Annotated in this window: 17 protein-coding genes; 9 read left to right on the top strand and 8 right to left on the bottom strand. The window is 38.9% G+C overall.

Translation table 11 applies throughout. From position 1 onward, the window contains the following. Positions 1-96: 96 nt before the first annotated feature. Positions 97-1,077 (bottom strand): gliding motility lipoprotein GldB, encoded by a 981-nt coding sequence (gldB, locus tag AC3WV0_RS17360; RefSeq protein WP_488847353.1) that lies wholly within the window; start codon positions 1,075-1,077, stop codon positions 97-99. 53 nt (positions 1,078-1,130) lie between these two features. Here gldB and AC3WV0_RS17355 point away from each other — a divergent pair, with 53 nt between their 5' ends. The 5 genes from AC3WV0_RS17355 (at position 1,131) to AC3WV0_RS17335 (ending at position 4,082) form a co-directional block, all read left to right on the top strand. Next, on the top strand, positions 1,131-1,766 hold the full coding sequence (locus AC3WV0_RS17355) for a leucine-rich repeat domain-containing protein (RefSeq protein ID WP_488847351.1): 636 nt from the start codon (positions 1,131-1,133) through the stop codon (positions 1,764-1,766). A 4-nt stretch (positions 1,767-1,770) separates the two neighbouring features. Beyond that, positions 1,771-2,295, top strand: a complete 525-nt coding sequence (locus tag AC3WV0_RS17350) for a GNAT family N-acetyltransferase (RefSeq protein ID WP_488847350.1) — start codon at positions 1,771-1,773, stop codon at positions 2,293-2,295. 63 nt (positions 2,296-2,358) lie between these two features. Beyond that, entirely contained in the window at positions 2,359-3,153 is a 795-nt protein-coding gene (gene nadE, locus AC3WV0_RS17345; protein WP_488847349.1) for an NAD(+) synthase, read from the top strand. A 136-nt stretch (positions 3,154-3,289) separates the two neighbouring features. Beyond that, complete coding sequence (locus AC3WV0_RS17340) at positions 3,290-3,793, top strand: ribonuclease domain-containing protein (RefSeq protein ID WP_488847348.1); 504 nt, start codon at positions 3,290-3,292, stop codon at positions 3,791-3,793. Positions 3,794-3,800: 7 nt separating this feature from the next. Beyond that, on the top strand, positions 3,801-4,082 hold the full coding sequence (locus tag AC3WV0_RS17335) for a barstar family protein (protein ID WP_312901708.1): 282 nt from the start codon (positions 3,801-3,803) through the stop codon (positions 4,080-4,082). Between the two features lie 894 nt (positions 4,083-4,976). Here the strand turns inward: AC3WV0_RS17335 and AC3WV0_RS17330 are convergent. From AC3WV0_RS17330 to AC3WV0_RS17320, 3 genes are all read right to left on the bottom strand, one after another. Next, the gene (locus AC3WV0_RS17330; protein ID WP_488847347.1) at positions 4,977-5,711 is read right to left on the bottom strand and encodes a DNA-binding domain-containing protein; all 735 of its coding nucleotides are present in this window, start codon (positions 5,709-5,711) and stop codon (positions 4,977-4,979) included. Between the two features lie 106 nt (positions 5,712-5,817). Next, entirely contained in the window at positions 5,818-7,410 is a 1,593-nt protein-coding gene (locus AC3WV0_RS17325) for a fibrinogen-like YCDxxxxGGGW domain-containing protein (protein WP_488847346.1), read from the bottom strand. Positions 7,411-7,644: 234 nt separating this feature from the next. Next, complete coding sequence (locus AC3WV0_RS17320) at positions 7,645-8,214, bottom strand: hypothetical protein (protein ID WP_488847345.1); 570 nt, start codon at positions 8,212-8,214, stop codon at positions 7,645-7,647. A gap of 688 nt (positions 8,215-8,902) precedes the next feature. On the opposite strand from AC3WV0_RS17320, the gene AC3WV0_RS17315 reads away from it, so the two are divergent. After that, positions 8,903-9,499, top strand: coding sequence for a Crp/Fnr family transcriptional regulator (locus tag AC3WV0_RS17315; protein ID WP_488847344.1), 597 nt, complete (start codon positions 8,903-8,905; stop codon positions 9,497-9,499). Between the two features lie 35 nt (positions 9,500-9,534). On the opposite strand, the gene pafA is transcribed toward AC3WV0_RS17315, so the two are convergent. Then, the gene (gene pafA / locus AC3WV0_RS17310; RefSeq protein ID WP_488847343.1) at positions 9,535-11,181 is read right to left on the bottom strand and encodes an alkaline phosphatase PafA; all 1,647 of its coding nucleotides are present in this window, start codon (positions 11,179-11,181) and stop codon (positions 9,535-9,537) included. Positions 11,182-11,422: 241 nt separating this feature from the next. Here pafA and AC3WV0_RS17305 point away from each other — a divergent pair, with 241 nt between their 5' ends. The 3 genes from AC3WV0_RS17305 (at position 11,423) to AC3WV0_RS17295 (ending at position 12,848) form a co-directional block, all read left to right on the top strand. Next, positions 11,423-11,755: a hypothetical protein gene (locus AC3WV0_RS17305; protein WP_488847342.1), complete on the top strand. Its 333-nt coding sequence runs from the start codon at positions 11,423-11,425 to the stop codon at positions 11,753-11,755. Positions 11,756-11,781: 26 nt separating this feature from the next. Continuing rightward, positions 11,782-12,327: a GNAT family N-acetyltransferase gene (locus tag AC3WV0_RS17300; protein ID WP_488847341.1), complete on the top strand. Its 546-nt coding sequence runs from the start codon at positions 11,782-11,784 to the stop codon at positions 12,325-12,327. Between the two features lie 77 nt (positions 12,328-12,404). Then, positions 12,405-12,848 carry a hypothetical protein gene (locus AC3WV0_RS17295; RefSeq protein ID WP_488847340.1) on the top strand — a complete coding sequence of 148 codons (444 nt, stop codon included), beginning with the start codon at positions 12,405-12,407 and terminating at the stop codon, positions 12,846-12,848. Positions 12,849-12,936: 88 nt separating this feature from the next. Here AC3WV0_RS17295 and AC3WV0_RS17290 read toward each other — a convergent pair whose 3' ends face one another. The 3 genes from AC3WV0_RS17290 to AC3WV0_RS17280 all read right to left on the bottom strand — a co-directional run bounded on the left by AC3WV0_RS17290 (position 12,937) and on the right by AC3WV0_RS17280 (position 16,832). Beyond that, on the bottom strand, positions 12,937-13,863 hold the full coding sequence (locus AC3WV0_RS17290) for a malate dehydrogenase (RefSeq protein ID WP_312900347.1): 927 nt from the start codon (positions 13,861-13,863) through the stop codon (positions 12,937-12,939). A gap of 194 nt (positions 13,864-14,057) precedes the next feature. Continuing rightward, on the bottom strand, positions 14,058-14,612 hold the full coding sequence (locus AC3WV0_RS17285) for a biliverdin-producing heme oxygenase (RefSeq protein WP_488847339.1): 555 nt from the start codon (positions 14,610-14,612) through the stop codon (positions 14,058-14,060). A gap of 27 nt (positions 14,613-14,639) precedes the next feature. Beyond that, positions 14,640-16,832, bottom strand: a complete 2,193-nt coding sequence (locus AC3WV0_RS17280; RefSeq protein ID WP_488847338.1) for an ATP-binding protein — start codon at positions 16,830-16,832, stop codon at positions 14,640-14,642. Positions 16,833-16,859: the final 27 nt, after the last annotated feature.

Below are 16,859 nucleotides of genomic sequence, written 5' to 3'. Positions count from 1 at the left end.
GTAATATGCAATACAAAGTAGTGAAATTAACAACCAAAGCCAAAAAAAACCTCCAGCAACTGCTGAAGGCCTACTATCATTGAAATTCTATGATTACTATAATTTAGGTTTGTATCCGGATTGGTTAAAAATAACCGTTGCATCCATATTCAGAAAATCCTGAAGTTTCGTTTCCGGTTTCTCTTTTAAATATGCTTTACAGATCTGCCATCCCGTAAAAATTCCGATTTGTGGTGAAGATTCATTGTCAATTTCGGTATAAAACTTGGAAAACGGACCAGGCGCGATGAAGCGATCTTCCAGCCTGTGATCATCCCCAAAGATCAGATTATTCTCAACGAAATAATTCCAGATATTGGCTTCATTGGATACGGCCCATTCATATTGCTTTTGGGTGTAGTTCATCTTCAGATAATCCGGATAGGTCGGCAGGAAGGCATCTTTCAGAATCATGATTTTCCCGTTGAGAATGATCATATCGATAAATTTCTGATGGTCGGGAGATTCTTTTACAAAGCCTTCTGCATAGAGCTGTGCTACTTTCGGAACAATATTGTTTGGGTTCATGGATTTTTGAAAATACATTTCAAGACCTTTATAATTGGGATTTCCTTCTCCCATAAAGCCTGTAACATCGATGAACAGCAGATTTCCTTTTGGATCATAAAAAATAGGATCCTGAACCATCTGCAAAGCGGATGAAAAAAGATATACTTTCGGACTCTTAAATGAAGGAAAATAATATTTGATATGGGAAAAAAGATCCTGAAGATCTGCCTGAAGCTTTTTCTCATCGATCTTACCGATAGCTTCTTTATAGATCTTGATTTCCTCCTGATCAGCTCTGCGTTTTGAAAAATCGGCATCGGTCACCGTACCCTGAAACCAGGGAAATTCTGATGTAAACTGCTCCAGAGGAACATTCTGATCATAAAACTTTTTGGAAATGTCGGTGATAGTTACTTTTTCCGCAGGGTTTTTCACTTCAACCTTCCATTTGTTTTCAGCTTCTTTTTTACAGGAAACCAATCCTAAAACCAATACCAATGAAAGTGCAGTAATTATGAAAATCTTCATATTTTTACATGAAATTAAGTGTACAAAAATAATGATTTAAACACAATTCAGTGATGAAATTTAAAATAATAATCCCTTTGCTCCTTATTTCAATATCTACATTTCTTCGGGGCCAAAAACTTATTTTTAAAGATAAAAACCTTGAAAAAGCTGTCCTTGAAAATTTTGACACCAATAAAGACGGTAATATTACCCAACCGGAAGCCGACCTTGCTGAGAACCTTTTTCTCGTGGGGAAAGGGATCACTTCTGCAGAAGATATCAGCCATTTTAAGAATGCTAGAATGATTGTAATGGATGAAAACACGATTCCCAAGATTTTAATTAAAAATATGAATCGTCTCCAGCTGTTTTCCTGTACGGGATGTAAGATCAGCACATTCAGCATTGAGAATGTCAAAAGCCTTACGTCGTTGTATCTTGACAATAACAATATTGAACATATTTCACTGAAATCAGCTCCCTCAATTAATCAATTAACCTTATCTTTAAATAAAATTAAGATCATTGATGTAAGCGCTCTTAAAAGCCTTAAAAATCTTAACCTTGAACATAATCAGATCCAAAAACTGGATATTTCAGGAAACCCGAATCTGCAGACTTTAAATGTAAAACAAAATCCTTTAAAAGAGACAGATATCATAAAAGGGAATCAGAACGTAACCATTTTTGGATTTCATCAACAATAAAACTATGCATCTGGAAACCGAAAGACTGATTCTAAGAAAATTTGAAGAAACCGACGCGGAACGCATGTTCCTCCTCGACTCCGATCCTGAAGTGATGAAATACCTCGGAATGCCTCCCCTTTCCGACATCAGCGAATCTCAAAACGTTATTACAATGATCAGACAGCAATATTCCGACAATGGTGTTGGCAGGCTTGCTGTAATTGAAAAGGAAAGCAATCTGCTGATCGGATGGAGCGGATTAAAATTACTGACCCAGGAAATAAACGGCTATAAAAATGTGTATGATCTCGGATATCGTTTCATACCTGAGTATTGGGGAAAGGGTTATGCTTTAGAATCCGGAAGGGCTTCCCTTGATTTTGGCTTCAATGGTTTAAAAATTGATATCATTTATGCTCACGCTCATTCCGAAAACCTGGCTTCCAACCATATTCTGAGGAAATTGGGATTCAGAAAAACAGGAGAATTTACCGAACCGGACGGAATCTGCTTCTGGTATGAGCTGAATCGTGAAAATTATCTTTAATAATCTTTTCAAAACATTTAATTTTGAAAGTTCTTATATAAAACCTATTTAAAAATATAAACAATGCAGACACAGAAAGTAATAGATCATATTGTCAGCTGGCTGAAAGACTATGCCGTAAAGGCCAATGTAAAAGGATATGTCATCGGAATATCAGGGGGTGTGGATTCAGGAGTGGTTTCTACGCTTTGTGCCATGACGGGACTTGAAGTTCTTCTTCTCGAGATGCCGATCCGCCAAAAGGAAGACCAGGTAAACCGTGCGCAGGCTCATATAGAAGATCTGAAAAAAAGATTTCCGAACGTGCAGGGAAAAACCATTAACCTGACTCCTGTTTTTGAAAGCTTTGAGGAAACTGTACACGATCACATAGAAGGAAGATGGAGCAACAACCTTGCTTTAGCGAATACGAGATCCCGTTTCAGAATGCTTACTTTATATTATTTCGGACAACTTCATGGGCTTCTGGTGTGCGGTACCGGAAATAAAGTAGAAGATTTCGGAATCGGATTCTATACAAAATATGGCGATGGCGGTGTCGACGTTTCGCCAATTGCCGATCTCTATAAAACAGAAGTTTATGAACTGGCCAAAGCGCTGAACCTCATCAAAAGCATCCAGAATGCAATTCCGACAGACGGACTTTGGGATGCCGACAGAACCGATGAAGACCAGATTGGTGCCACCTATCCCGAACTGGAAAAAATCCAGAAAGAGTATGGTACAAAAGCCGTAGAAGATTATGAAGGTCGCGATAAAGAAGTATTTATGATCTTCGACAGAATGCATAAAGCCGCCAAACATAAAATGGTTCCTATTCCGATCTGCGATATTCCGGAAGAATGGAGGATAAATTGATTACATCAATTTATCAGTGTAGCAATGGATTAATGTAACAGTCTGGCAATGAATTAAACGATCAATCATTTAAAGTTGTTACATTATTACATTGGTAAATTGTTACATTTCTACATTGGTACATTAAACAAAATTTATGAATAATAAAACAAGACCGCTGTTTTTCATCTGCCTTGGACTTCTTTTCGGGATGTCCGTGATGTATGTTTACAATAATTTTATTGCGGATAAAAAGGTGAATGATTCAAAACCTGTCATTGAATATGGCAGTGCAGAACCTTTATCAGGTGAAGTTTCTTCCGCTCAGCAGCAATCTATCGACAAACTTACGGAAGAGAAGACTGTGATCAGTTTTGTAAAGCAGAATCATAAGCTCCCTGATTTTTACATTACTAAAAATGAAGCCAGAAAACTGGGCTGGGATCCTTCAAAAGGCAACCTTTGCGAAGTTCTCCCCGGAAAAGCCATCGGTGGTGACCGGTTTGGTAACAGGGAAAAATCATTGCCTGAAGGAATGTCTTATTTCGAGGCTGATGTCAATTATCATTGTGGCAACCGAAACGGCGACCGCATAGTATTCACAGAAAACGGTGATGTTTACCTGACGAAGGATCATTATAAAAGCTTTAAGAAGCAATAAGAAGAATATGAAAACAATATATATCGACTTTACAGACATAGGAGATTATGAAGACTTCTATGCGCAATTAAAAGAGAAACTTCCACTGCCGGAACATTTCGGCGATAATCTTGATGCTCTTTCGGATGTGATCACCGGCGGACTTGAAATGCCGCTTCATCTGGAATTTGTAAACATGACAGTAGATCAGCTCGAAATTTTTGAAGACCTGCTCACTACTCTTGAAGATGCAGAAGATGAGATGGATGGATTTACATTTACGTATTTTCTTGAGCAGTATGAAGAGTAAGTTTCTATAGTAGGTGACGTCGAGAGACACTCCCGTCTTTACTATGTTTTGTCAACAGGGAGTCCCTTCGGGACGACCTATATCAGGACAGGATAAAATCCTGTCAACGATAATTTGAATCAATTCGGCGAGCCTTTGGCTCGCCGAATTGATTTTCATACAGTGAATCCATCAAATCCAAGGCTTGGCTCAGTCACTTCCCTTTTTTTGTAACGCGGGCCTTAGACTCCGCTCAGGCGCCGCCATTCGACAACCCCGACGTTCCGCAGGAATATCCATACACACTAAGATGTTGGAACGCTCACACTCTAAAACTCTCCAACCTCTCAACCCTCACACACGGGCCCACACACTTTTGTCATTGACTACGTCGAATCTGTGATTTCCGGAGGGATCTCGGCAGTGTTGGTAGTATTGGATGGAAAGATTCATGCTTAGATCCTTTCAGGATGACAAGGTATGCGATGGCTGCCATTGAATGGTGGCTGAGGCGACTCGAAGCTACCAATCCTTAAAGTATAATGCGGGCCTTCGAGAACCTCAGGCCCCGCCAGCCGACTACTTTTTTTCGCTTCGTAGAATATCCATACTCATTATACTCTAAAATTCTCGCTCCAACTCTAAAACACTATAACGCAACGTTGGTTGAGCGGAGCCGAAGCCAAAAACTCCGGCCGGGAAAGATTTCCCAACCGGAGTAACACACTGATGAAAATACCCATCTTTACGATGGAATGATGGACTCTTACACTGATGAGCCTTACTTTGGTACTATATTACCTCCGTACGGTCAATACACCCACACTCGGGCGGTCAACACACCATTGACCGAGCGGTCAACGCACCCTTGATCGGACGGTCAACACGGTGTTGACTGTAGCGCTTCCTTTTCTCTTACACCACAGTCAGTACTTTATCAAGGGTAGCCGTTCGAACTTCTTTCAAAAGAGCGCCTTGCGTGAACTGCGTCACCACTTCCAGATTATAGGTTCCCGCAGCCAATGCAGGAATCACTACCATGAGTTCAGAAGGATTGTTGGTGACAATATCACTTTGCTCTACTTTGGTTCTTCCCTGTGTTGCAGTTTCTACAAAATAGATTCCCACTAAAGCATCATCACCGGCGACTTTGATCTTGCTTCCCACGATCTTCAGGTTTCTGCCGGGTGTAAGGAGGTCGTTTACCGAACCACTCTTCACATCGGTTACCTGTAAGATAACCGAAGAAGCTTCTGCTACACCCAGGATATTAACCTCAATATTAGGAATCTCCGCCCGTAGCTTTTCTCCCTGGTTGAACTGGAAAATAATGCTGTGCTTGTCTTTATTAAAAGTCTCCGAAGGGCTGTCGAAAACCCCACGAATGGTAGTGCTTGCGGTAAAGTAACTGGTGTTTACCGAAAAGCCGTCACACAACTGATACGCCATTTCTTTCAGGAAAAGCTCAGTCGCATGCTCCATTGCCGAAGCGGAAACATCTGCCCCACCACGGCTGGCGGCAGCTTCACAGATCTGCTTTACAGAAAGGGAACGCTCGCTTGCCGTACGGGCAATGAAATCATTGGGATTGTCTTTGGTTAAGGTGTTATCGTAGAGATACGCTTTGATTTTGTGGAGAATGTTTGCCATTATTTTAGTTTTAAATGATTGGTTAAGTAGTTGTTTTAAACCTTTGAGATTTCTGAGACCTTGAAGGTTTAATTTTATAAATCAAGGATTATGATCCGCAAAGGTTCTATTTGATCCAAACTTGATGATAAGTCGAGTTTGCCGCATTAGTCAGAAAATCATCTACTTCCCATCTTGGAATCCCCACACCCGCACCGTTAATTCCCCAATGATAAGTATTACCTTTATAAAATGGGTACGTTGTAAGAGATTGATCACCTTGATCACTAGAATATGTACTTGTGTTAACAGGCAAAAAAGCAGTATGTCCTGACAGAGCAGTATAATTTGTTGATAGTCCTGTAAAACTTCCTGTTCCCGTCTTTATGTATGAAATACCATTAGCAAGTGATGTTTTAAAATGTATAATTCTGCTATGACCACTTGTCTTGCCATAAAAACGGATAGAACTAAAACTCATTGTATTGAGCATGTTTGTTGAGGTATGCCCCCAATTATCTGTATTACTACTTTCATCATTACCAAGGGCAGTGCTTCCAATGACTGGAAAAGAATTAGTTTTCACCGAAAGAGAAGGTGTTGTATTGCCTTTATGGAGATAATTTAGTATTAGTGTCCACCCACCACCATCAGTCGTCATATCACATTGCGCTTTAACAGGGGTATAAGTACTTCCTGCCTGATCAATATCTACGTAATAAACACCATCCGCTGTTGTCAATCCTTTATCTTTAATTTCCTTACAACTTGCACATGGTCCTAAATAAACGGTACATCCGCCAGCTGTCGTAAAGGTTACTGCTCCATTAGTTGTGCCTGTGTAGGTTCCGGATAAAGTATAGGTAAGATTTCCGCTGGTACTGTAGGTTCCCGCTGTTAATGTCAGTGTAAGACCGCTTTGGGTAATGGTTTCCCCTGTGTAAGCACATCCTCCTACAGTATATGGTAATGTGTAAGTACCGGAATAAGAAGTTCCATTGATCAGTCCATTAAGCCTATATTCAGGTAATACACTTGACCATGATCCTCCACTACAATTGAAGTTAGGGATCACCGGAGATGTTTTGACAGAATTTAAAGCGAGCTTTGTCCATGTTGCCGTAAGCGTTCCACAGGCAGCTGGTGTCCCTGAAAGGGTGTAAGTTACCGTCACACTAGCTCCTGCGACCATGTCAGTGACATTAGCTGGACTCACCGAAGCGACCGATAAACCACCGATCCCTGAAAGCAACAGATCTGAAGTACCGAAAGCAATGGTGGCCGAACTAAAAGAATTATTAGTTATTGTTACCGTAAAAGTATTAGAGGCAGTCATTGCGGTTCCTGCCTTATACGCTCCGTTGAGGGCTGATGATGTTACGACTACTGCCGGAATTGAGGAATTCGACAGTTTCTGCCATACGCTTCCGTCAAAATAATAATATCCCTCTGCGGTAATATTAGCCGTTTTGGTACTTGGAGAAGTGGCGGCAGACAAAGCATAAATGATTGTTCCTTTTTGAGCGGTACCATATTGCCCATCAGCTGACTGGATCTGGTCACCAGTCAACCTGGGTGCAATTAGTCCTTCCGGCTTGGTGCCATTATTTGTTTTGGCAGTAATATCAAGGGTCGCTTTGGGAGAGGTATTATTAATCCCCACCTGAGCTTTAATAATCAGGCTGATGAATAGAACAGCCATTGTAATAAAATGTTTCATTGTTTTGTATTTAGGTTGTTGTTATATTTTAATTGTGAACACGAAGCGCGCTAAGCTTTTTGTTAACACGAATGGCACTAATGACTTGAACACTAATTTCACAAATGTTGTGCGAAAATGCTTTGCTGAGATCCCTACGGGATGACAAACGGAGTGGGAAGTGTCCTGTTGCATTAAAAACATTTGTGCTATTTGTGCATAGATATTTGTGCTCATTTGTGTTTAAATTCGTGTTCATTTGTGTTTAATAAGAAAAGCAAGTATGGGAGGAGGGCGGCTAAAATGGTTTGTAGTGATTTTTAAGAGGTTAATATGGTTAATAAACGGATATATGAATTTTCTTTCGGAAACAACCACTTTCTGCATTGCCCAAAAGTCAGAGCCGGTCATTTTATGATGTTGTTTTACCGGAGAGGGATTTCCTAAAACAGCTGTTGATAAAGAATTATTTGAGTTTCCAACATAATGTGAACTCTTCGGAGCTGTGAAGCAAGTCTGGCTTGATAGATAGATATGATTTTTGCTGGTAGATGAGTATAGCTTAAAGAAAGTTTTACGTTTAGTTGTATTGGCCTTTTTTACCACATTATTTGTCCCTGAAAAAGAAGTTGCATCGGAGACTTCAACCCGTGATTCAACATACAAATAGGAATCTTCGGAGATAAAAATTGTTGAGTCGGAATAGAAAAAAGGAGTCTGGGAACTGATGAAAACAGCAATGAAAAATACCTGCAAACACAGCATCCTTACGCTAAAACGCAGGAAATGAGGGAGCTGAGAAAGGGTCATCATTTGTTGTTTCATTGTGTATAAAAAAGTAGTCTGGGTTGGACTACTTTCAGAACCAATGATCTAGGAATCAGGATTATTTTGTTTTTTCAGGGTAAAAACGAGGGCTGTTTCTTTTCCTCTGAAACGGCCAGTTTTTAAAGGAAATTATAGTTTTTAATTGATTAACATATTAAAAAACAAAGGATTATTATTTGGAAGTAAGGATAATTTGTTTACATTTGTGACAGAAAAAGTAGTCCAACCCAGACTACGTTTTTTAAGATTTTATAGGGAAATATTCTGTCCGGAAAAATTAAGGCTTTCAAGGCTATTTGTATTCCAATCTAAATACTTACGCTCCTCCAAAACCGGCCGGGAAATTCTTCCCAAACCGGATTCATCATACTAATAATTAAACCTCATACCTGTGGTACTGACGGATACGACCGAGTGGCAGTGAACGGACAGTACTGATGGAAGTATCAGGACAGTGCGGGTGGGACGGTCCGGACAGCATTATTTAAAATTCTACTTTACAGGTTAAGTTTTGTATTCGAATCTTCTCTTTATTTCGCATTAGAAAAAGTATGCGGAATAATGAGATCACAATAGTAGAGTTATTTTCCGTATCTCGCTGTATAAGGCATGTATGTGGTATTAATAAATTTTTAATCGATATGTTTATTTGTTATTTTTATCTCAAATAAATAACAGTTAGATTATGATCATATGCGAAAACCTCTTGTTTTCCCATGGTGCTGAGCAACAAAATTATAATTCCGGTGAGTATATCTTTGAAGAAGAGAGTACTCCGAAGTATTATTTGCAGATAAAAACCGGGATGGTAAAAATAAGCAGCTTTCTGGAAGACGGCAAAGAGTTTATCCATTCGATGCCTTTCGATGGTCATTGCCTAGCCGAAAGCTATCTTTTTAGCAATAAGAAATATGCAGTAAATGCAATTGCCGTCAGCGATTGTGAAATTATAAAACTTGAAAAAAATAAGCTGATCGATCTTCTTCTGAAAAAGCCACAGCTGATCTTTAATCTGTATTCTTATACCGCAGATCGTATGCGCTATAAGCACATCACCTCTGCCCCATTCTCTTTTCAGGATCCGGTAACGAAACTAAATCTTATCCTGAATCATGTGAAGGGCCATTTCGGTTTTAACGATAAATTTTCCTTCCATGTTCCATACACCCGGCAGCAGCTCGCTTCGATCACCGGTATGCGGATAGAAACCGTAATCCGGGCGATCAAAAAAATGGAAAAGCAGAATATGCTCAAAATAGACGGGACCAAGATATTTGTATAAATTAAAAACCTTAACATCGCTGTTAAGGTTTTATGCTATTTCCCGATTGCTTCCGTAATAGGATTTCCTACGTTTCCGCTCGGAAACTGTATTCTCAATAATGAGGCAACTGTAGGAGCAATATCTGTCATATAGTAAGCTTTGCTGCTTTCTCCGTGCTGTATTCCCCAGCCCATGAAGATTAATGGGATATGTGAATCATATGAATTCCATACACTGTGTGTGGTTCCGGTTTTGGAGTATGGTGGCAACATGGAATCGTGAGAGATCAACTGAATATCGCCGCTTCTCTGTCTGTTGATGCCATTAATAATTCTTTGTTTGATCGGTTCCGGGATAGTAGACTCCTGTACCCTGGTTACTGAAACAGCATACAGATCATCCGGATCATTCTCTATTTCTTTAATGGTAAAATCTCTTACGACATCCAGATCAAGCTTATTGTCTTTCAGAAGCTTTCTGTCAAAATAAATCTGGTAATTGTCAATGGCGTTGATCAGTTTATCTACCCCGAATTTTTCTTTCAGCTTCTCATTCATGTTTTTATCCATTCCATCACCGAAAAATCCTGTGGTAATTTTATGTTCCTGTAAAAAACCTACCGAATGGGCTCCTCCGTGATCTGCAGAAAGAAAAACGGTATACTGCCCTTTTCCTACTTTAGCATCTAAATAATTAAAAAACTGGGCAAGATCCTGATCCAGCCTTAAGTATACATCTTCTACTTCAATAGAATTGGGGCCGAATTTGTGCCCGGCATAATCAGTTGAAGCTAAATTGATCGCCAGCATATCCACTACATTGTCGCTTCCCAACTGTTCTCCTTCAACAGCAGCTTCAGCAAGTTTCAGGGTCAGCGTATTTCCAAAAGGTGTATAGCGGATGTTATCTTTTTTAGCTTTGTAATCTGCGGCTAAATTACTGTAAGGGAATACAGGGGTTTTTGCACTTCCCAGCAGACCTTCCCAAGCAGAATTATCCGGTGAGCTTTCTGTATACTGACTGATCGGAAGTAAGGTATTCCAGCCGTTTGCCACTAACTTTTCAGGCATTTTCTGAGCATTGAACGCTTTTACCCATTGAGGCAGATCATTCATATACCAACTGCTTGTGATGAAGTCTCCGGTAGAATCATCAAACCAGAATGCTCCATTCGGAGTATGCCCTGCAGGCAAAATGGAAGCTCTGTCTTTAAGGGAAACCCCGATTACCTTACCCTGGAAATTGGTTGCCATTCTGAGCTCATCCGTAATGGTGGTTGACCACAGGTTTTTCGGTGAGTGGCTTCCTGCTTTTGCATTGGTGGTTCCCACGGGTTGTACAGATTCGTCTGTGGTACAGTATACGTTTTTGCCTGTTTCTTTATCGGTCCAGTCATTTCCTGCGATCCCGTGAATTGCCGGAACCGACCCTGTATAGATGCAGGTATGTCCTAATGCCGTAACAGTAGGAACATAAGGAATGTGAACATTATTCAGTGAATATCCTGTATTTAATAATCTCTTAAAACCGTCGTTGCCATATTTATTGTAAAAACGGTACAAATAATCCCACCTCATCTGGTCTACCACAAGTCCTACAACAAGTTTCGGCCGTTCCAGTTGTGAATTTTTAATCTTCTGCGCGTTGATCGTCATCACGGACAGCATAACTGCCGCTGCGATCGAAATTTTCCTAAGCATCCAGTAACATTTTTATTGAGAGCAAATTTACGGGTTTTGAATTTTTGGTATGTGAAATTTTATTTAAATTTCTTCAGTGCCCTGTTAATTTTCGTATCGTATTTTAAAATAAATCGAGAAAAATTAGGAAAATATTGAATGATTTTCTCATAAAAGGCTTTAAGGTATATTATTTGTATGGAATTTGTTTCAGAATAATTAAATTTGAACAAAATTCAAATCCCTATTAATACACAAACAAATGAAGCTTCTCCGACCTTTTCTTTTATTCGTCTCTATTATTTTATTTGCTTGGCTTTTTATAAGCAACATCAATCTGATCAACGTAGCTACGACCCTCAACGAAGCTGAGATCAGCTCTGAAATCGAAAAAGTAAATAATTTTACGGACATCACCAGCCTCAAGCAATTCAGCATTGAAAAAATCAATTATATGGAGGCCATCAGAAACCGTTTTACTGAAAATGCAATGATCCGGGTGGCAGTAATCTCAGTACTGATTATTTTACAGGTAGTTCTATATGCGACCGGTGGCAATATGTTCAGTTCCAGACAGCCCCGAAAATCACACTGATTGCAAAGGCCTTTAATTCCTTTATTATGTCACTGGAAATCAGAAAACTCGAAAAGCTGACCGGCAACCCTACGCTCGCATGGGGACGAAATGGCTATACTACCGATAAAATATTCGTGGTTTCCGCTATTGAAGCCGGAAGTACTTTTGAATTCAGCTTACGGGAGAAAAAACAGTCATACACCAAAACGTGGAATCTGAGTGAAGATGATATCCATGAACTAAATACGATTATCAGCCAGGGGCATTCTTTCGGAGCCTACCATGAAAATGAACTTATTGGCTGGATCATCTGCGATTTCAGATCTTGGAACAACAGTCTTTTCATTGAAAGCATATTAATAAGTGAAGCCTTCAGAGGGCAGAGCATCGGCAGATTACTTATCAAAGCCGTTAATCGTGAAGCGCGTGAACTACAATGCAGGATCGTAGAGCTGGAAACCCAGAATACCAATTACAAGGCTATTAAATTTTATCAGGAAGCAGGTTTTGCAATAACCGGCATTAACACAAAATTATATAATGATTCTGCGGAAACGGCTTTGTTTATGAGCTTTGAACTTTTAACATAAAGGCAATTTGCCCATTAATGATAATAAATATTTTTAATTAGAATATATACGTTATATTTATAAATCTACTTATTATCATGAAAAAAATCACATTTTTTATCGTATTTTTAGCAATCCAACAATTTATTTTCGCCCAGAAAAGTCAATATGCAGATTTTATTAAGACCTGGAATTTCATTAAATATTACCATCCCGACCTGGCCAGCAGAAAAATGGATACCGACAGCCTGTTTCTGATGAGTGTTGAGAAAGTAAACGCCAAAGAAAACTTCAACGACGTAATCAAACTGTTAACGCAGAATCTGAATACACGTTTTTCCACACCACCGATTGTTGAAACCCAAAAAGATGTACTCTCTGTCAATCAAAACTTTGACTGGTTTCGAAAAAACAAAAAGATCAGTCCTGAAAATAAAAGTTTAATGGATAACATCTATAGAAACCGTTTTGATTACACGCTTCTACCCAAAGGAAAATCAGTAGAGGATGAAAAAAAGTATGAATTTCCACCAAGAGCTTAAAGTTTATTGTTTTCATTTAAAATAATCAGGATACTAAAACTCCGCGCCCTTCGGGCGCGGAGCTCTTATAAGGTATAAAGTTTATGTATTAAAACTTCAAATCTCCATTCACTTCTCTTACCGCATTGGCAGCTTCAGCGAATTTCAATTGCTCTTCAGCAGTAAGGGTTACGTTCACGATTTTTTCTACACCGTTTGCTCCGATGATCGCCGGAACACCAAGGCAGATATCATTTTGACCATATTCTCCTTCAAGCATTAAAGAACAAGGAATCATTTTTTTCTGATCGCAAGCGATAGCCTGAACCATTACAGAAACTGCAGCTCCCGGAGCATACCAGGCAGAAGTTCCTAATAATTTAGTCAGGGTTGCTCCTCCCACTTTTGTTTCTTCGATTACATATTTTTGTTGCTCAGCATCAAGAAATTCAGTTACAGGAACTCCGTTTCTTGTAGCTTTGCTCAATAAAGGAAGCATTCCTGTATCACTGTGTGCAGCGATTACCATTCCGTCTACGTCTGAAATTGGAGCTTCCAACGCTTCAGCCAATCTGTATTTGAATCTTGCAGAATCCAGAGCACCACCCATTCCGATGATCTTGTGCTTTGGAAGTCCTGAAGTTTTGTGTACGAGGTAAGCCATTGTATCCATTGGATTGGAAACCACGATGATAATAACATCAGGAGAATGTTTCACCAGGTTTTCAGTAACGTCTTTCACGATTCCTGCATTGATACCGATCAGTTCTTCTCTTGTCATCCCCGGTTTTCTTGGAATACCTGAAGTAATAACGGCTACGTGAGAACCTGCAGTTTTGCTGTAATCACCTGTTGTTCCGGTAATTTTCGTATCGAATCCGTTAAGAGATGCTGTCTGCATCAAATCCATTGCCTTACCTTCAGCAAATCCTTCTTTAATATCCACCAAAACTACTTCTGAACAGAAGTTCTTCATTGCGATGTATTCTGCACAGCTTGCTCCTACAGCGCCTGCACCTACTACAGTTACTTTCATAATATACTTATTTATTGTTTTTTAATGGTATTATGGAACTTTACAGTTTCATAATATAACTTTAAAATTTATTTATCTGAATTATTTGTTTAGCTTAAAATTGAAAACTCCCAAATTTAACAATTCCTGAAAAATTGAGCAATCTTTCAGGAATTTAATTATCTTTAAAATATTATTTAGAATAAAATAGCTGATTAATTAACATTCAGCAGGAAAGTGTATAATTTTTTTGCACCCGACAATACATCATCGTAATGCGGCTCTTTAATTTCAGTATCCAGCACTTCTTTAAAATCTTTCCACATGGTACCCGTATTTTCATGGTAACAACCAAAGAAATTGAATGTCACCTCATCAAAACCATCAGTTTTGGAAAGCTGTTTTGCGATAACATTTCCACCAAGCGTAGAGCCCTCTATCACATACATTGCGCCCAATGCTTCGCTTTCATTGGCAAGTATCAGTTCCTGTGAAGCAATACTTCTTTTCAGCTCAAGGCTTTTAAGATCTTCTTCAATTAAAGAAAGTTTTTTTCTGTCATCAAGCTGAAGCTTTTCCGAGAACCTGTCTGATAATTTACTGAAAATCTCCTCTTCCGAATTCAGAAGCATCAGGTAGTTGGTACGGATGATTTTTTTATAATCTTCAAGTGTAAATGTTCTGTTGAAAATTTTTTCTGAGCTGAAAAGCTTTTCGGCAGCATCGTGATATTCTGCCGTATTTTGTTTAAGATATTCTGATATCGTCATAAAGATTTAAAAGGTATTCCTTTGATTTTAAGGTTTTTTGAAAGTTAAAATGAATGTAGTTCCTTGTTTACTGCTTTCGTAGTCTACATTTCCGCCTATTCTTTTCATAATCCTGTGAACAATTGACAATCCTACACCATTTCCTTTGAATTTCTTGGCATTATCCATTCTGTTGAAAATCTTAAACATTTTATGCTTATTTTCATGTGGAATACCGATCCCATTGTCTGAAATTCTGTAGATGATATGATCACCGTCTTCAGTTCCTTCAATTTCAACTTTTGGTTTTTCCTGTTGGGAAGAATATTTTATGGCGTTATTGATAATATTTAAAAATGCCTGGTGAAGCATGGTTTTATCAGCGAGAACTTCAGGACAATCTTTGATAACAACCTCACTGTCAGGAGTTCCAAAAGTGATTTTTGCGTTCTCGGTAATCTTTTCAATCGTTTGATAAGTCTCAAGGCTTTCCAGCTGAATTTCACTGTGTTTTGCACGGCTCAGCTGTAACACGTCATGCATCATTTCTGCCATATTATCAATTTCCTCTATGATAGAATTGATCTTATTTTTGCTTTTCTCCGATTCATCGGTAAGTGTTTTCAGCAGCATCTGCGCATTAAGTTTCATCACCGTAAGCGGAGTTCCAAGATCATGCGAAATGGTGTAAGAAAAGCTGTCAAGCTCTTCATTTACCTTTTTTAGCTCATCGTTGAGCCTTTTGATCGTATTATAATTTTTATGAGACGTTTCTAATATAAGATCCCGCACAGCCTGCAAGGCAACAATATTTCTGGAGTTCCATCTTTTCGAATTTCCTTTGATGTCTTCCGTAAATATTTTAAAAGAAGTTCTTGGAGAAACCATTTGTTTTTGCTCTCCATTCTGGTAAACGGTTTCAATTTTCTTTTGGGGATTTCCGGCCCAGTCGATATGCTCATCAAACTCTTTACGGAACCAGATCAGAAGATTATTTTTACTCCTTTCCACAAAATAAATGACAACCCCTGCAGCTCTGTCATCGAGTTCCAATTCCTGACCGTAATCTTTCAGGAAACTTCTGCTGAGATAAATGCTGTCTTCCGTATTTTCGTGTGCCCATTTCGTTATTCTTTCAATAGCAGACACATCGGGCGTTGTTCCGTCTGTAACGATTTTCTCTTCTGCAATAACGGCTAAACCGTCAGCATCAAGAAAACTTCTGATTTCAGCTTTGTTTTCAATTAAAGAATCGAATAAGCTGTTGTATTTCAGAAATTCGGCTTTTAGACGGGAAGCTTTATCATTTAATTCCAAACGGTAGTTCAGCTCATTTTTTGATTTAAAAGATGAATAGGCATTGGATGCTAAAGCCGTAAAAATTCCTGCCTGTACCCTGTCTTCAAGGTCGATATGTTTAGGTTCAGAATTCTGGCAGGTTACAAGTCCCCAAAGATAATCGTCAATGATAATGGAAACACTGAAGCTCGAAGAGGCTCCCGAATTTTTGATATACTGCCCATGAATAGGGGACATCCCTCGGGAAGTCGTATAAGTAAGATCAATATTTTCGTGGGTTCTGCTTAGCAGCGGAATGGTCTCCGAATGTACATTGCTGAAGATTCTCTTTCTTTTTTTAAGGTAAAGCTCTCTGGCCTGAATCGGAATGTCTGACTCCGGATAGTGCAGCCCCAGGTAGCTTTCCAGATTGTCGTTGGTTTTCTCTGCCACAACTTTTCCGGAACCGTCCATCATGAATTTGTACACCATCATACGGTCATAATTCACGATTTTTGACAATATATTCAGCAGCTGATCCCAAATTTCCTGCTCATTTTCTACAATATAAAAATTATCATATTTGTTGGAAATCTGCTTATTGGGATTTACAATTACCTTTTCGAGCTCAAGAAAAATATTGCCTTTACTTCTGAAAGCAGACAAATGATACTGCTTATCTTCAATAAAAATCTTATCAAAAAAAGTTTCGTTATCTCTCCTTGTAAATTCAGGTAAGGATTTATAAATATCGGAATTGATGACACTGCCAAAAACTTCAGGAAAGTCTGTAAGCTTCTTATCGAAAAGCTGTTCAAGGTTTTCGATTTTAAAAATATCCTCAATATTCTTGCTGAAGAAAGTGATGGAATGAGATTCTGCATCAATGCCAATCAGATAGCCAAAACTTTGTATGTAGCCCGGAATATGGATAGGCTCTTCATGACACTCTACAAAATTCATATTATACTTTGATCAATCAAATATAAA

Source organism: Chryseobacterium sp. 27AL (genome assembly GCF_057815395.1).
This window is presented reverse-complemented; position numbering and strand designations above follow the sequence as displayed.

Bases quoted from the DNA above. Each gene is read 5' to 3' on its own strand.
- gldB (WP_488847353.1), bottom strand. From the start codon at position 1,077: ATGAAGATTTTCATAATTACTGCACTTTCATTGGTATTGGTTTTAGGA.
- AC3WV0_RS17355 (WP_488847351.1), top strand. From the start codon at position 1,131: ATGAAATTTAAAATAATAATCCCTTTGCTCCTTATTTCAATATCTACA.
- AC3WV0_RS17350 (WP_488847350.1), top strand. From the start codon at position 1,771: ATGCATCTGGAAACCGAAAGACTGATTCTAAGAAAATTTGAAGAAACC.
- nadE (WP_488847349.1), top strand. From the start codon at position 2,359: ATGCAGACACAGAAAGTAATAGATCATATTGTCAGCTGGCTGAAAGAC.
- AC3WV0_RS17340 (WP_488847348.1), top strand. From the start codon at position 3,290: ATGAATAATAAAACAAGACCGCTGTTTTTCATCTGCCTTGGACTTCTT.
- AC3WV0_RS17335 (WP_312901708.1), top strand. From the start codon at position 3,801: ATGAAAACAATATATATCGACTTTACAGACATAGGAGATTATGAAGAC.
- AC3WV0_RS17330 (WP_488847347.1), bottom strand. From the start codon at position 5,711: ATGGCAAACATTCTCCACAAAATCAAAGCGTATCTCTACGATAACACC.
- AC3WV0_RS17325 (WP_488847346.1), bottom strand. From the start codon at position 7,410: ATGAAACATTTTATTACAATGGCTGTTCTATTCATCAGCCTGATTATT.
- AC3WV0_RS17320 (WP_488847345.1), bottom strand. From the start codon at position 8,214: ATGAAACAACAAATGATGACCCTTTCTCAGCTCCCTCATTTCCTGCGT.
- AC3WV0_RS17315 (WP_488847344.1), top strand. From the start codon at position 8,903: ATGATCATATGCGAAAACCTCTTGTTTTCCCATGGTGCTGAGCAACAA.
- pafA (WP_488847343.1), bottom strand. From the start codon at position 11,181: ATGCTTAGGAAAATTTCGATCGCAGCGGCAGTTATGCTGTCCGTGATG.
- AC3WV0_RS17305 (WP_488847342.1), top strand. From the start codon at position 11,423: ATGAAGCTTCTCCGACCTTTTCTTTTATTCGTCTCTATTATTTTATTT.
- AC3WV0_RS17300 (WP_488847341.1), top strand. From the start codon at position 11,782: ATGTCACTGGAAATCAGAAAACTCGAAAAGCTGACCGGCAACCCTACG.
- AC3WV0_RS17295 (WP_488847340.1), top strand. From the start codon at position 12,405: ATGAAAAAAATCACATTTTTTATCGTATTTTTAGCAATCCAACAATTT.
- AC3WV0_RS17290 (WP_312900347.1), bottom strand. From the start codon at position 13,863: ATGAAAGTAACTGTAGTAGGTGCAGGCGCTGTAGGAGCAAGCTGTGCA.
- AC3WV0_RS17285 (WP_488847339.1), bottom strand. From the start codon at position 14,612: ATGACGATATCAGAATATCTTAAACAAAATACGGCAGAATATCACGAT.
- AC3WV0_RS17280 (WP_488847338.1), bottom strand. From the start codon at position 16,832: ATGAATTTTGTAGAGTGTCATGAAGAGCCTATCCATATTCCGGGCTAC.